Source organism: Fibrella rubiginis, from assembly GCF_017353185.1.
In the GTDB taxonomy this organism is placed as follows: domain Bacteria; phylum Bacteroidota; class Bacteroidia; order Cytophagales; family Spirosomataceae; genus Fibrella; species Fibrella rubiginis.
Genome location: NZ_JAFMYV010000001.1, coordinates 748176 through 762952 on the forward strand (window position 1 = coordinate 748176; position 14777 = coordinate 762952).

The window sequence follows — 14777 nt, forward strand, 5'->3', positions numbered from 1 at the left end:
TTGTTTATGCAGGTTCGACAGTATAGTCTTATTGGTCTGCTGGGGCTATTGCTGGGTTGCGTCAGCACGTATGACCCCGACCTGGCACTGAACTCCCGGCTGGTGGTGGTAAGCGGAACCATCACTGACCTGGCCGACCAACAGACCGTTACGCTAAATCAATCGCGGTCGAGCCAGGACAGCGTCAATGTCAGCACACCCATCAGCAATGCCCTGGTTGAGGTTATTGTGAATGGTGCCGAAACGGTGCTGCTGACCGAAACGCAGCCGGGTACTTATGTGCTGCCCGTCGGTTTTCGCGGGAAAGTGGGCAACACCTATCAACTTCGGTTTCGAACCAGCGAAGGCGCACAGTATGCATCGTCGGTGGAAGAAATGACGACGGTGCCGGCCATTAGCCGGGCCTATGATGAGTTTACGCTGCGTGGTCCCAAAACGACCGCCGACGGGCTGCCCATTCCCGCCAATGATATTTATATCGACTTTGCTGATCCGGCTGCCACGCGCAATTTTTACCTCTGGCGGTGGCGACTCTACGAAACCCAGGCCTGGTGCGCTACATGCCAGCAAGGCCGCTACGTGCTGCGTGATATTGGTCCCGTTGGCTCTGGCCCGATTGAAGTCATTGGCTGTGTACCCGACTCATCGCTCTCTGTCAGGAACCTCTTCGACTACACTTGCCGGGGAAATTGTTGGGACATATTTTACAACTCCGACATCGACGTGTTTGCCGACACCTACACCAACGGCCAACGGCAGGTGGGGCATAAAGTAGCTAGTATACCTGTTTACCAGCGCGACCCTGCCCTGATCGTGGTTGAACAGTTGTCGCTATCGGCTAATGCGTACCGGTACTACAAACTCTTTGCCGATCAGGTGCAGAACACCGGCACCCTGGCCGACGCCCCCCCGGCCCCAATTTCGGGTAATGTAAAAAATAGGGCCAACCCTGCCGAAAACGTGATAGGTTATTTTGCCGCCTCGTCGGTGGCCGTGAACCGGTACAAGATTAACCGGCAAAATGTGACGTCGACGGGAAAGTTTCAGGGGCTTTTTTATGCTCAAAATGGCCGCGTCCCCAACGTGGAGGTGCCTAAGGGTGAAACGGAATATGGCAAAGGGCTGCCCTCGGCTCTGTGTGTTCCCGGTCGCTACCGCACCGATCAACTTCCGCCGGGTTGGAATCAATAAATAGTTGCTAAGCAGGACATTGCCCCGCTGTGATAAAGCAACAGCACTGACTACGGAGCAACGCTTCGCTCAACATTATTCATGAAAATAGCTCTTCTCTTTCTGTGTCTATCCACCACGGCCCTTGCCCAAACTGGCACGGTGAACGGCACCATACGCGATTCGCTCACGGGGCGGCCGTTGGCGGGCGTGGCCGTGGTGGTCGACTACCGTAAACTACTGACTGGCACCACCTCCGATGGCGACGGCCACTTTAGCATCCGGCTCAGTCTGGGCGAACATACTGTGGTGGTGCGGCTGGTAGGCTACACTCCCGTTCGCCGGATTGTTCGGGTTGGTGGGGCAGATGACGTAGAAACACTCGACATCAACATGGTGAGCGTGGCCAGCCAACTGGAGGAGGTGGTGGTGACAACTCAGGGCGTTGACGAATACGTTCGGAAACCCATCCTGGGCGTCAACCAGCTGAACATTGCCACGTTGAAAAAAATACCGGCCGCCCTTGGCGAGGTCGACCTGCTGCGCGGACTGCAACTGCTGCCGGGCGTGACGAGCGTGGGTGAAGCCAGCAACGGCGTGAACATCCGGGGCGGCACGACGGATCAGAACCTGATTTTGCTCGACGACACGCCCATCTTTAACCCCACCCACATGTTTGGCCTGTTTTCGGTGTTTCCGCCCGACGTGCTCGGTACGGTAGATCTCTACAAAGGCAACGTGCCTGCGCGATTTGGTGGCCGGGCGGCGGCAGTACTCGACGTGACCCTGCGGAACCCCGTTCTCGACAAAGCGCAACTGGCTGGGGGCATCAGTTTTGTGTCGGACCGAATCACCGCCGACATCCCGATAGTGAAGGGGAAGCTGGGTGTTCTGATGGCCGGACGCGGAGCGTTCAACGACTTCCTGCTGCCTCGTATTTCTGACCGACTGGCCGATATTAAGGCCAAATTTGGCGATGGCGTGGTGAAAGCATTTTGGCGCATCAACAGCCGTAACACCCTGACCGCCACGGCCTATTACAGCAAAGACCTGTTCCAGACGGGGCTGCTGGCCAACCTGCCCAACGTAAACGGCACCGCCACCCGCTATGACCACCAGACGCTAAACCTGATGACCCGCTGGTTCCGCACGCTCTCGCCCCGCGCCGACCTGCAGACCACCGCGCTCTACGTGCATTACGTACCCACGATCCTCTCGCCCGAACTCAATTCAGGTAACGTGGTGCAACTGCGGTCGTCGGTGTTGCAGCGGCAGGTTAAGTCGGCGCTGAACATCGCGTTGCCCAGCCAGAAGCTGGAAATCGGCCTCAGCGGTGTGCATTACCGCATTGAGCCGGGAACGTTGCTGCCGGGCGGCAGTACGCAGGTCAACTACATTACCACGCCCACCGAAAATGCCTTTGAACTGGCCCTGCACGCTGATTACGAACGAAACATGGGTCCGAATCTGGCCGTGTCGGTAGGGTTGCGCTACGCTCAGTTTCTGGCAATGGGTCCGTCGCTGGTGCGTCAATACCGCCCCGGCGAACCCCGCGACGACGTGTCGGTGATTGACTCAGTGCGCTACGGGGCGGGGCAGGTGTCGAAGGCTTACGGCGGTTTTGAGCCGAGGCTGGGTGTTCGCTACACACTGGGGCCAAACGCATTGTTGAAAGTGGGGTACAACCTGATGCGGCAGTTTTTGCAGGTGGTCACCAACACCACTACGCCACTGCCCACCTCGCGCTGGAAAACAGCCGACGCCACCATCCGCCCGCAGGTAAGCCAGCTGTTTACGGCGGGCTATTTTCTGAACTTTCACAACAACGTCTACGAACTGACCGTAGAAGGCTACTGGCGCAGTACGCAGCACATCATCGACTACCGGCCGGGGGCCGATTTCCTGTTGCAACCTTATCCCGAAACGCAGCTCTTGCAGGGACAAAGCCGCGCCTACGGGCTGGAAACGATGATTTCGAAGAAAAAGGGTGAGCTAACGGGTTGGATCAATTACACCTACGCCCGCACGCTGAACCAGGTTTATGAAGGCATGTCGGTAGAGCAAAACGTGAACGGGGGCACCTGGTACCGCGCCAACTACGACCGCCCGCACACGCTCAACGCATCTATGACCATCGACGTCGATAAGCACAATAGCTTCGGGCTGACCTTCGCCTACAGCACGGGTCGTCCTTATACCGCCCCCACCGGCTACGTCACCATCGATCAGCAGCAATACCCCTACTACGGCGAGCGCAACCAGGCCCGGCTACCCGACTACCACCGCCTCGATTTTGTCTGGAATATCTATAACCCCAGCATGGCACAGCGCCGGTGGGAGGGCCGTTGGGCGTTTACGATCTATAACCTCTATGGCCGGGATAACGCCTATTCCGTCTTTTTCAAAACCGAAAATGGCCGAACCAGCGCCTACCAACTCCAGATTTTCGCCGCCCCCATCGCCTCGCTGGCGTATAATTTTGTGTTCAAGTGAGGGGAGTTTAAGGTCTAAGGTTTAAGGTTTAAGGTTTAAGGTCTAAGGTTTAAGGTTTAAGGTCTAAGGTTTAAGGTTTAAGGTTTAAGGTTTAAGGTTGGCTACGCGCGGTAGTGTATGGCTGACGCGAAGCCCTTCGACAAGCTCAGGGTGACAGCCCATCTGATGCAGTTCAGGTAAGTTGATTCTAGTTTCCTGTCACCCTGAGCTTGTCGAAGGGCCAGGCGACAGCAACCTACCGCGCGTAGCCAACGTTAAACCTTGGACTTTAAACCTTAAACCTCCCTTCTCCACACAAACTTTAAACTCGTCTGCACGAAGCCCATTCGTTCATAAAACGTGTGTGTTCGGGTGCGACGGCGGTTGGAGGTAACTTCCAGGTGAACCCAGTTTTCGCGGCGGGCCAGGTCCATAAAATACCGAATGAGCACCTCCCCAACGCCCTGGCTGCGGTAGTTGGGCAGTACATACATTTCCTGAATCTCACCTACCAGACCGGCATGATGCAATAGCCCCTGCACATGGCAACTGGCAAACCCAACTGACTGATTATCTAACTCGATAATTACGTAATGAACATTGGTGTTAGCCAGATTTGCTTCAAAAATAGATTTGAACGCGCCAAAATCCAGCGCTATTTCCTCCAACTCGCAGAGGCATTCATACACGAATGGCAGGTCTTCAGGAGAGGCGGGGCGGGTTTTCATTTACGATGGACGAATGACGATGGACGATTTTTGCTGACGCGCCTGCAGGTTCCGACCCGTCGGACCGCCTTCAGGGCGGGGGGTATACGCGTCAGCAAAAATCGTCCATCGTCATTCGTCCATCGTAAATCCCTTCACCAGTTCTTGTCTTTCAAAAATTTGTCCAGATCGGCGCGGGGCATGGGGACTTTGGTGGGATTGGCGTCGATCCATTTCAGGAAAGCCTGCTTGATGTCGGCGGTCCAGGCCTGATCGATCTGGCCGGGGGTGTACTTGCCTTCGCGCAGCATCTGGTGACCAAACCCGTCCTGCAATCCAATGAATTCTGCGTTGAGGATCACTTTTTCGGCCAGGTGAGCAGGGATGAAAATGACGCCTTCTTTTTTGGCCAGCACCACGTCGCCGGGAAGCACAATGGCCCGCCCAATGCGGATGGGGCAGTTGACGCAGGTCATGGTCATCTCCTGAATGTAGCTGGGGTCAAACCCGCGTACCCAGCCGTTAAAGCCGGCAATGTCTTCCAGCCCCTCCAGGTCGCGCACGCTGCCGTCGAAGATGATGCCCGTTTTCGTTTTGGCGTAGATCGAATTGCCCAGGTTGTCGCCAATGAGGGTACCCCACACAATTTTGCCCATACCGTCGGCCACGTAGACATCGCCGTTCTGGAGCATGTCGATGGGCCACGAGTTGGTGTTTCCTTTGCGGCCCTGGGTTTTGCCAAGCTCTTTAATGGGCTTCTCCATGTCGGGCCGGGCGGGCATATACTGGGCCGTGAGCACCCGCCCCACCATCGGCTGGTCGGGTCGGATGATCTGCCAGTTACCGTCGAACTGATTATTGTAGCCTTCGCCTTTCAGGATGCCCCATGCTTCTTCCAAAGACACTTTTTTGAGCCGTTGCAGTAGTCCGTCCGATACCTTCGGGCGACCATCAGCCATGCGTTCGCCGGTCCAGGCAGCCGTGTAGAATTGGAGTTGCTCTTTGGGCATCTGAATCTGTGCGAAAGCAGGCAGGCAAAAGGCGATTGACAGGGCGGAGAGGAATAGGTTTTTCATACTATAGAATTGGTCGTTAAGGATTTACCGGGAAAGTAACTGACGTAAGTAAAATACTAGTAGGTGCTGGTTTTGAGGGAAAACCGCCCTTACTCTTATGAAAAAAGCCCTACTCAACCTGCTCCGGCAAACGCCCGACAAACCTGTTGCACTGACGCCCACTGCCACACCACCACTCCTGGTGCCTTCTGCCCCTTCGCGGCGCGATTTCCTGCAAAAATCGTCGCTCGGTGGGCTGTCGGTGGGTTTGCTGTTCGATAAGCTGAAAAGCCCGTTTGCCGTTGATCAGGAACTGGAGTTTACCACCCAGAAAGTGAACCGCAGCGCGGCCCCGTCCGACCTGAAGATTACGGACATGCGCATTGCCAACCTGGTGGGAGTGCCCTTTAGCAGCCCTATCATCCGTATCGACACCAACCAGGGTTTGGTGGGTTGGGGTGAAGTGCGCGACGGTGCCAGCCCCAACTACGCCCTGATGCTAAAGCAGCGCCTGCTGGGCAAAAACCCCTGCAACGTGGAGCAACTGTTTAAGGTAATCAAGCAGTTTGGTGGGCATGGCCGGGCGGCGGGCGGCGTTTGCGGTGTGGAAATGGCGCTTTGGGATCTGGCCGGAAAAGCTTATAACGTGCCTGTTTATCAGATGCTTGGCGGCAAATACCGCGATCAGGTACGCCTCTACGCCGACACGCCCGAAGGCGGCACGTATGAGGAGTTTGCCACCAACATGAAAAAGCGGACGGGCAAGGGTTACTCTTTCCTGAAAATGGATTTCGGCATCGGCATGCTGGCCGGGCAGAAAGACATGCTCGTGGGGGCCAACGTCTGGGACATCACCAATCAGTATAATGGTAAGGAGAACAAAGTGGGCAACTATGGCATGACCAAGCATCCTTTCACGCGGATTCAGGTCACGAAAAAAGGCCTCGACAAACTGGTGGAGCACGTGGGCAAAGTGCGCGACATTGTAGGCTACGACGTGCCCCTTGCCGCCGACCATTTCGGCCATTTCGACGTCAACACGGCCATTCAGATTGGCAAGGCGATGGAGCCGTTCCGGCTGGCATGGCTCGAAGACATGGTGCCCTGGTTCTATACCGATCAGTGGAAACAGATCACCAACGCCATTGACACGCCGACGCTCACAGGCGAAGATATTTTCCTGAAAGAGGAGTTTATCAAGCTCATCGACAACCGCGCCGTCGACATGATCCATCCCGACCTGGCCTCGTCGGGCGGAATTCTGGAAACGAAAAAGATTGGCGACTACGCCGAAGAAGCGGGCGTTCCGATGGCTATGCACTTCGCCGGATCACCCATTTCCATGATGGCCAACGTGCATTGCGCCGCCGCCACCGAAAACTTTGTGGCCCTGGAACACCACGGGGTAGACGTAGACGGTTGGGAAGACATTGTCACAGGCCTGAAACCCATCGTCGACAACGGCTTTGTGCGTGTACCCGACAAACCCGGCCTGGGCGTGGAACTGAACGAAGAAGTCGCCAAAAAATTCCTCAAAAAAGGCGGCACCTGGTTCGCCCCCACCGACGTCTGGAACACCCGCGATTCGTGGGATCGGGAGTGGAGTTAAACGTGTTTAAGGTTCAACGTCTAACGTTCAAAGTTGCTGACGCATAGGTATTGCTCACGCGTCAGCAACTTTGAACGTTAGACGTTGAACCTTAAACACTATTCACTTTTCACAGTCCAGCCAATCGTAACCTGGCTCAATGGGAGCACCGTCGGGGGCGGCAAGGGCGGTGCTGGTTACGGGAGGCTGTTGGGGGTTAGTCTCATATTGTCGAATAAGCCACAGCAACTGGCTATCGCTGCCGTGGTTTAAGGGAGAACGCACGGAGTGGTCTATGACAAAATAGTAGCGGATGTGCTGAATAGCATCATGTGCCACGGCCCGTACCCGACTGTCAGCGTCTTTATCGGTGGCCAGCGCAATCAGACTTTCGAGTAGGCGTCGACTGGTCATCTGCTGAATAGCTTCAGCGTAGGTACGCGCTTCACCCTTGTAGTACTCCTGCGGTTTAAAAGTCAGGTCGATCAGGCCTTTAAGCATATCGGTCATACCGGGCATGGCGGGGTTTTGCGCTTTCTGGTTCAGCAGGCGGGCGCAGCGTTCGGGGTTTAATAGCAGCCGGAGTGTAAGGTTGGCAGCGGCTTCGGGTGGGCCCATGGGGTCGAAGGTGAGGCCGGTATGGCGCTTGAATACCTCGCGGGGGTTGGGGTCGTAGCCAAAAGCGCGGGGTGGAATCAGGTCCAGAATAGCCTTCGGTACAGCCAGTGTTTTTGGGTCGAGCGTTGTGATCAACCCGGCCAGGGCACGGCGTTGCCTATCAGCAGGGACCGTCTCGACAACCGGCTGCCCGTCGCCGCGGAGCGCATAGCTGTACGACACGCCACCCAGCACTTTGCTCGTAGCCTCGACCTGGTAGCGGTGGAACATGTACATTGGCACCAGCACCTCTTCCAGATTAGCCATGGGTGTACCCACCGGAATTTTCGACGCGCTGAAATTGTCGAGGGCAATCTGCCGGATGTTCAGCGTACGGGAAAGCTCGGCCACGGCGTCGGTACCTCCTGCGTCCCAGAGATGTGTCTGAGGGTGAGCACTGCCTTCGGGGCGGGCATCCTGATCGCTCAGAAACTTCAACCCCCGCTTCAGATAAGCCTGAATAAGCGCATCCAGGGCCGTTTTTTCGTTTGTGCCCTTCGGGAAATCCTGATAGCCGTAGGTAATAGCCGCCTTGTCCCATTCACCAATGCCACGGGCGTAGGCACTATCCAGCGACAGTTTATTACCCGCCAGAATAGTTACCTGCGGGTGGGGGTAGTCCATCACCGACGACCGGTTGACGGTGCTGGCGATGTAGTTGTGGGGCAGACCCAGCGTGTGGCCCACCTCGTGCGCCGCCAACTGCCGAAGCCGGGCCAGGGCCATTGGCATCAGCGCGGCGGTGTCGGCGGCGTTATTCTCGAAACGGGCCATCAGCCCCTGCGCAATGAGGTAATCCTGCCGCACCCGCAGCGATCCCAGCGTGACCTTGCCTTTCAGAATCTCGCCCGTGCGCGGGTCGGTGATGCTGGCTCCGTAGCTCCACCCGCGCGTGGACCGGTGTACCCACTGAATCACGTTATAGCGAATGTCCATGGGGTCGGCGTCGGCGGGTAATAGCCTCACCTGAAATGCGTTACGATAGCCAGCGGCCTCAAACGCCTGATTCCACCAACTCGTACCTTCCATCAGCGCCGACCGGATGGGTTCGGGAGCGCCGGGGTCCATGTAATAGATGATGGGCTTCACCGGGTCGCTGATGGCGGCCGAGGGGTCTTTTTTGGCCAGCCGGTGCCGCGTGATATAGCGCTTCTGAATGGGCTGACTCACGGGCGAGGCGTAATCGAAAAACTCGATATTGTTCAGGCCCGACCGGGGGTCGAACAGGCGGGGCGTGTAGGAGCCATCCAGCGGGGGCAGTTCCACAAACGAGTGGTGCTGCCGCATGGTTACGGCCGTCGGTGTAGGCACCACCTGCCGCAAATAAGGGCCGGGCGCGTCGCCGGCAAGGGTGATCGTGGCTTCAAATTCGGTGTTTTTCGGGAAGGCTTTGGTGCGGGGCAGGTAGAGCGCACAGCGGCTGGCATCGACTTTAAAGGTGCCCTGTTTGGTCTGCGAAATGGCCTGCACAGCGCCCACAGCATCCTGTAGCAGAAAGGGCGTCAGGTCCACCAGCACCCTCCGATTCGGGTCGTTTCCCTCTTCAGCGACAATCTCGAAACCGGCGTGGACCGACTGCGCAAATGACTCGGCTACGGCACGGCGCTCCAGCGAATCGCGGCTGAGGGCGCGGTAGCCGTAGTTGGGTTCAATCATGAGCACTTTATTGCCGCTCCGCTCAAACGTGACTACGTGTTCAGCACCCAGGCGGCCCCGGTCCAGGCCAATGTCGTTGGAGCCAACGCCCTGCGCCAGGGTAGGGTAGTAGAGCAGTTCCTGCCCGAATTTGTCAATTTCGAGCCAGATTTTGCCTTTTTTGGCATCCCAGTAGAAAGTCAAAAAGCCCGGCCGTTTGTCCATCCCGGCGGTAAAGGCGGTGATGGTTTGGGCCAACAGGGGCGGGGTCAGCAGCGTAAGCAGCAGGACAAGCGAGTAGCGATGACGCATAGTGAGTAGGTTGTATAGACCGGGAAAATAGCTGTTTTTAGGCAGTTTGCACCTTAATTGCGAATTCCCTACCTGTACTAGTTAATGAGGTTGTTGGTGGCTTCGCGCTACGTGCCCTTTCGTAGTAAATCGACAGCCGGGTTTGCTTCATTGGCTAACCAAATTTCCACCCGATGAACGCCTGGCTCTACCTGCTCTTTACGCTCCTGGCCACCCCCGCAATAGCTCAAACCACCTATTGCAACCCTATCGACCTCGATTATCGGTATAATTTCGAACAAACCAACGAGGGTATTTCCTACCGCTCCGGGGCCGACCCGGTCATCATCCGGCATAAGAACGCCTACTACCTCTTCGCTACCATTCAGGGCGGCTACTGGCACTCGACCGATATGCTCAACTGGAAATTTATCACTCCGTCGATGTGGCCGATGGAAGACATGTGCGCCCCCGCTGCCGAGTCGGTGGGGGATACGCTGTATTTGTTCCAGTCTACATTTGAGCAGCGGCCCATCCTGATGTCGACGGCCCCCGAAACGGGCAAACTTCAATTTTATAACCGCTGGCTGCCGCGCCTGCCCAAAGACATTGGCCCCTGGGATCCGGCCCTTTTCCACGACCCCGATACCGACAAATGGTATATGTACTGGGGGTCGTCGAACGTGTATCCGATTTTCGGGGCCGAACTCGACAAGAGTCGTAACCTGACCTACGCCGACCGGAACCTCGCCACGGCCTACAAACCCATGTTCTGGCTCGACCCGTGGGTGCATGGCTGGGAGCGCTTCGGCCCCAACCACGCCGACCTGGTGAAACCGTTTACCGAGGGTGCCTGGATGACCAAGCATAACGGTACCTACTACCTCCAGTATGCCGCGCCCGGCACCGAATACAATGTTTATGCCAACGGCACCTACACCAGCAAATCGCCACTGGGACCGTGGGACTATGCGCCTTACAATCCCATCGCCTATCACCCCGGCGGCTATGCTACGGGCTGTGGCCACGGCAACACATTTCAGGACGAATGGGGCAACTACTGGAACACCGGTACCTCGTGGATTGGCCTCGTGTGGGGTATGGAACGGCGCATGGTGATGCATCCGGCAGGGTTTGACAAGACCGACCAACTCTACGCCGACACCCGCTTCGGCGACTGGCCGCACAAAATGCCAACGGGTAAATGGGATACCCAAAACGGACCAAAAGCCGAGGATACGTTCATGGGCTGGATGCTGCTGAACTACAAAAAGCCCGTTACGGCCAGTTCCACCCTCGACACCCTCCGGGCGGGCTTTGTCGTGGACGAAAACCCGCGCACGTTCTGGGCTACGCGCAACAAACCCGGCGAAACCCTGACCGTTGATTTGGGCAGTGACCAAACCGTCCGGGCGGTGCAGGTGAACTACGTAGACCATAAAAACACGATCTTCAAAACGGATGCCCAGGTCTACACCCAGTTTAAACTATTGGGGTCGTCAGACAACAAAACATGGCGCACCCTGGCCGACCTCACCGATACCACCCGCTACGGTAAGCGCGACCGGGCCTGCGCCTATGTAGCGCTGCCCAACGCCGAAAAAGCCCGCTATGTGCGCTACGAGCATGTCTATACCGCCGGCCCCTAAATGGGTTCCGTATCTTTGGAAATGGCACGGGCAAAGCCCCGGTAACGCCCACTGGACTACTGGCGAAACGGCAAAAAGATGACCGGAATGCCGACCTGAGCTGGCAACCTGTACCCGGCGCTCTGGGCTACAACATCCGCTGGGGCATTGCCCCCAATAAACTCTACCAGACTTACCAGTTCTGGTCCAACGACCAATTTGGCAGGCCCGGCAAACCGTTTGAACTCCGCGCCCTGAACCGGGGTGTGGCCTATTATTTCGCCGTGGAAGCCTTCAACGAAAACGGCGTTTCGGGCCTAAGCGAAGTGGTTGAAGGGAAGTGAAATGTACCTTGCGAAAGCCACATTTTGGGCGTAAACTTGTTCAGCCACTCAGCAACGAAGAACCCATGACCACGATTGCCGAAAAGAGACCGCGTCGTAAAGCAAGCGAACTTATAGCTCCGGCTATTTCCTCTGCACTTATCTATGAGTTGTGGGATGGAAAACAGGTGTACTACAAGGACTACCGCGCTGTGATGACGGGGAAGAAAACTATAGAAGAAGTTGTATCTTGTTCCGATTTACAGGGTGTGCTGGTATCACTGATTCATGGCCATTTGTTTGGCATAATCAACCGCAAAAAATACCTGCTGGCCACCAACGAGATCGGTATTCACCTGGCGTTGAACAACAACCTCGCCAATGATGTGGTCATCTACGATAAAGAATCCGTTGGTAAACTGAAAGGTAAATTATTCGATGTGCCACCGAAAGTGGTGATTGAAGTAGACATCAAAGCTGATGCCGCTGAGTTCGATAATGGCTCTGACGGGTACCTGATGGAGAAGGCCCGTAAACTGCTCGACTTCGGCGTGGAAGGGGTATTATGGATCATTACCAATGCCCAAAAAACCTACGTCATCAATAAGAATGACCCTACCTGATACGTGGTCGACTGGTCAGAAAATATCACCGTTCTCGATGGCTGTATTCTCAATATCAAGCAGTTGCTTGATGAGGATGAAATAGAATACTGAAGGATTGATGACTCGTAAACGATGAGTGGTAAGCAGGCTGATGTGTGCATTCTTGCATCAGCCTGCTTACCACTCATCGTTTACGAGTCAATTCAAATGTACCAGCGCCGATTTGTACACGCGTGATTCGAGGCTGTCGAGCCACTCGTTGAGGTCGTTGCTTTCGTAGCGGGCGTTGGTGAGTTCAGCGTCTACCTGACGGAGCAGGAAATACAGTTCGTGGACATGGCACCATTGCTGGTTGAGCGCGGCGGCATGGTCGGCAGAGGTGGGGCGCTGACGGCTTTCGGCGGTGAGGCGACGCAGGCTTTGGCGCAGGTGGTAGCGCAACGTCATCAGGCGGCTAGCCACAGGCAATGAGTGATGTTGCCGCTCCAGTTGGGATATACCCCGCGATAGGAGGGTATTGCGGTGATTCAGTTGGTCGGAGACCACCATCCAAGCTTGTTCGGCCTGAAGGGCTTCATACGTGATGCTTCTCATAGTAGTAAATGTTACGGACCCAAATCTATTAATTTGACCGAATAAATAGCGTGCCAGTTTAATGGCGACACAGATTAAATTTTGCGAATTCGTTTATATGCCAAATAATTACCCAATTTTTAATTCAGTTTGTTGCCGAACAACAAATGCACGGCTGAATTGGGGTTATTACTTGTGATTATCGGGGTAAACTGCTACTTTTGCGCACTCATTTCGGAAACCGAACACATTCAGTACCAATGGCAAATCATAAAAATACCAAGAAAGCGATACGGACTAATGCCAAAAAGCGGCTCCTGAACCGCTACCAGGCCGTAACCGCCCGTAACCTCGTGAAGCGGCTACGTCTGAGCCACGACCACGCTGAAGCCAGCGACCTGCTCAAGACCGTTATCTCGAAGCTTGACAAACTGGCCAAGAGAAACATTATCCATAAAAACAAAGCCGCCAACAATAAGTCGAAGTTGACGCGCTTTGTGAACAAAATGGCACCTGTAGCCGCGTAAAGAGCAGGCTACTTTCCAGTACCACACGGACCTTATCTGCCTAGTCGGATAAGGTTTTTTGTTGTCTGGTCGGTACTTTGCAAGCCCACTTGTAACCTACCTGACTATGACTGATGTAGCCGCCTATCAACCCCTTCGTAGCATCAAAAGCTGGGCCGAAGAAGACCGCCCCCGCGAAAAATTGATGCTGAAAGGGAAAGCTGCCTTAACCGACGCCGAATTGTTGGCCATTCTGGTTAATTCGGGCACCGCCGACCTATCGGCAGTAGACGTGGCGCGGAAAATTCTGGAGGGTGTAGGCAGCAGTCTGCACGAACTGGCGAAGCGCAACGTGAAAGAACTTTCCAAATTTCGGGGTATTGGCGAGGCACGGGCCATCACCATTGTGGCAGCCCTGGAACTGGGTCGCCGTCGGCGGGAGCAGGAGCCGGTGCAACGGCGGCGTATCACCTGCTCACGCGATGCCTATGATGAAATTCGTCCGCATCTGCTCGATGTACCACATGAAGAATTTTGGGTGCTGCTGCTAAATCGGAGCAACGAAGTAATCCGGCCTGTTCAGATCAGTGCGGGGGGCATTTCGGGCACCGTGGCCGACCCGCGCATTATTTTCAAAGCGGGCCTGGAACAACTGGCCAGCGGTATTATTCTGGTGCACAACCACCCGTCGGGTAACCTGACGCCCTCACAGGCCGACCGTGACCTGACCCGCAAGCTCAAAGACGGTGCCCGCCTGCTCGACATGCCGATCCTGGACCACCTCATCTTCTCCGACCGTTCTTACCTAAGCTTCGCGGACGAGGGGATTTTATAGTTGGATACTGGACATTGGACACTAGGTAGCTGACATTCCTTGTTGCCCAACCTCCAGCGTCCAATATCCAGCATCCAGTGTCCAACATTCCCCTTCTTTCCCCATGAAAAACCTCATTTTCGACCTTGGCGACGTGATTATTCCGATTGATCTGCGGGCTCCGTTGCGCAATTTTGCTATGCTGGCTAACATGGCTGAAGCTGATGCCGAGGCCCTCTGGAAGCAGCACGGCATCTGGCAGCAACACGAAACCGGCCTCATCGACGACGATACGTTCCGGGCGGCGGTGCGCGAGATCATGGGCAATCGACCCAATACGCCTGCTCATTGGGCTGATGAAGTGATTGATACAGCCTGGAATTCGGTGCTGCTTGACCTGCCCGTTGAGCGGATTGACCGGATCCGGGAGTTGGCTTCGCGCTACCGGGTTTTCATGCTCAGCAACACCAACGCCATTCACATTCGGGAGGTGAACCGGCGCCTGGTTTCGCTGGGGCAACCCACGCTGGAGGAAATTTTTGAGCGGGTATTTTATTCCCACGAGTTGAAAATGGCGAAACCCAGCCCCGACATTTTTCAGCATGTACTGGGCGAGGCGGGTCTGGTAGCCGAAGAAACCGCCTTTTTCGATGATAACGCGGGGAACATCAGGGCGGCGGCTGCGTTAGGTATTCAGGCAGTACACGTGGTGCCGCCGAAAACAATGCTGGACTACCTTCAGGATTTTTAGAC

Annotated in this window: 12 protein-coding genes; 8 read left to right on the forward strand and 4 right to left on the reverse strand. The window is 55.7% G+C overall.

What is annotated here, in order from left to right:
* Positions 1–6 precede the first annotated feature (6 nt).
* Both J2I47_RS02890 and J2I47_RS02895 read left to right on the forward strand, forming a co-directional pair.
* Positions 7–1191, forward strand: a complete 1185-nt coding sequence (locus J2I47_RS02890) for a DUF4249 domain-containing protein (protein WP_207363037.1) — start codon at positions 7–9, stop codon at positions 1189–1191.
* 81 nt (positions 1192–1272) lie between these two features.
* The gene (locus J2I47_RS02895) at positions 1273–3663 is read left to right on the forward strand and encodes a TonB-dependent receptor (protein WP_207363038.1); all 2391 of its coding nucleotides are present in this window, start codon (positions 1273–1275) and stop codon (positions 3661–3663) included.
* 275 nt (positions 3664–3938) lie between these two features.
* Here J2I47_RS02895 and J2I47_RS02900 read toward each other — a convergent pair whose 3' ends face one another.
* A complete protein-coding gene (locus tag J2I47_RS02900) occupies positions 3939–4370 on the reverse strand; it encodes a GNAT family N-acetyltransferase (RefSeq protein WP_207363039.1) in 432 nt (143 codons plus the stop codon).
* A gap of 134 nt (positions 4371–4504) precedes the next feature.
* Positions 4505–5425, reverse strand: coding sequence for an RraA family protein (locus J2I47_RS02905; protein WP_207363040.1), 921 nt, complete (start codon positions 5423–5425; stop codon positions 4505–4507).
* A gap of 97 nt (positions 5426–5522) precedes the next feature.
* Here J2I47_RS02905 and J2I47_RS02910 point away from each other — a divergent pair, with 97 nt between their 5' ends.
* Entirely contained in the window at positions 5523–7013 is a 1491-nt protein-coding gene (locus J2I47_RS02910) for a mandelate racemase/muconate lactonizing enzyme family protein (RefSeq protein ID WP_207363041.1), read from the forward strand.
* Between the two features lie 102 nt (positions 7014–7115).
* Here the strand turns inward: J2I47_RS02910 and J2I47_RS02915 are convergent, their stop codons facing one another.
* Entirely contained in the window at positions 7116–9596 is a 2481-nt protein-coding gene (locus J2I47_RS02915; protein ID WP_207363042.1) for a zinc-dependent metalloprotease, read from the reverse strand.
* Positions 9597–9769: 173 nt separating this feature from the next.
* Between J2I47_RS02915 and J2I47_RS02920 the strand changes: the two genes are divergently transcribed.
* Together J2I47_RS02920 and J2I47_RS02925 are read left to right on the forward strand one after the other, a co-directional pair.
* Positions 9770–11224, forward strand: a complete 1455-nt coding sequence (locus tag J2I47_RS02920) for a family 43 glycosylhydrolase (protein ID WP_229374218.1) — start codon at positions 9770–9772, stop codon at positions 11222–11224.
* Positions 11225–11612: 388 nt separating this feature from the next.
* Positions 11613–12149, forward strand: a complete 537-nt coding sequence (locus J2I47_RS02925; RefSeq protein WP_207363043.1) for a Uma2 family endonuclease — start codon at positions 11613–11615, stop codon at positions 12147–12149.
* Positions 12150–12329: 180 nt separating this feature from the next.
* On the opposite strand, the gene J2I47_RS02930 is transcribed toward J2I47_RS02925, so the two are convergent.
* Complete coding sequence (locus tag J2I47_RS02930; protein WP_207363044.1) at positions 12330–12725, reverse strand: hypothetical protein; 396 nt, start codon at positions 12723–12725, stop codon at positions 12330–12332.
* A 239-nt stretch (positions 12726–12964) separates the two neighbouring features.
* Here J2I47_RS02930 and rpsT point away from each other — a divergent pair, with 239 nt between their 5' ends.
* The 3 genes from rpsT to J2I47_RS02945 all read left to right on the forward strand — a co-directional run bounded on the left by rpsT (position 12965) and on the right by J2I47_RS02945 (position 14775).
* Positions 12965–13231 carry a 30S ribosomal protein S20 gene (gene rpsT / locus J2I47_RS02935; RefSeq protein WP_207363045.1) on the forward strand — a complete coding sequence of 89 codons (267 nt, stop codon included), beginning with the start codon at positions 12965–12967 and terminating at the stop codon, positions 13229–13231.
* A 106-nt stretch (positions 13232–13337) separates the two neighbouring features.
* Positions 13338–14045 (forward strand): RadC family protein, encoded by a 708-nt coding sequence (gene radC, locus J2I47_RS02940; protein WP_207363046.1) that lies wholly within the window; start codon positions 13338–13340, stop codon positions 14043–14045.
* Between the two features lie 103 nt (positions 14046–14148).
* Positions 14149–14775, forward strand: a complete 627-nt coding sequence (locus tag J2I47_RS02945) for an HAD family hydrolase (RefSeq protein ID WP_207363047.1) — start codon at positions 14149–14151, stop codon at positions 14773–14775.
* The last annotated feature ends 2 nt before the right edge of the window (positions 14776–14777 follow it).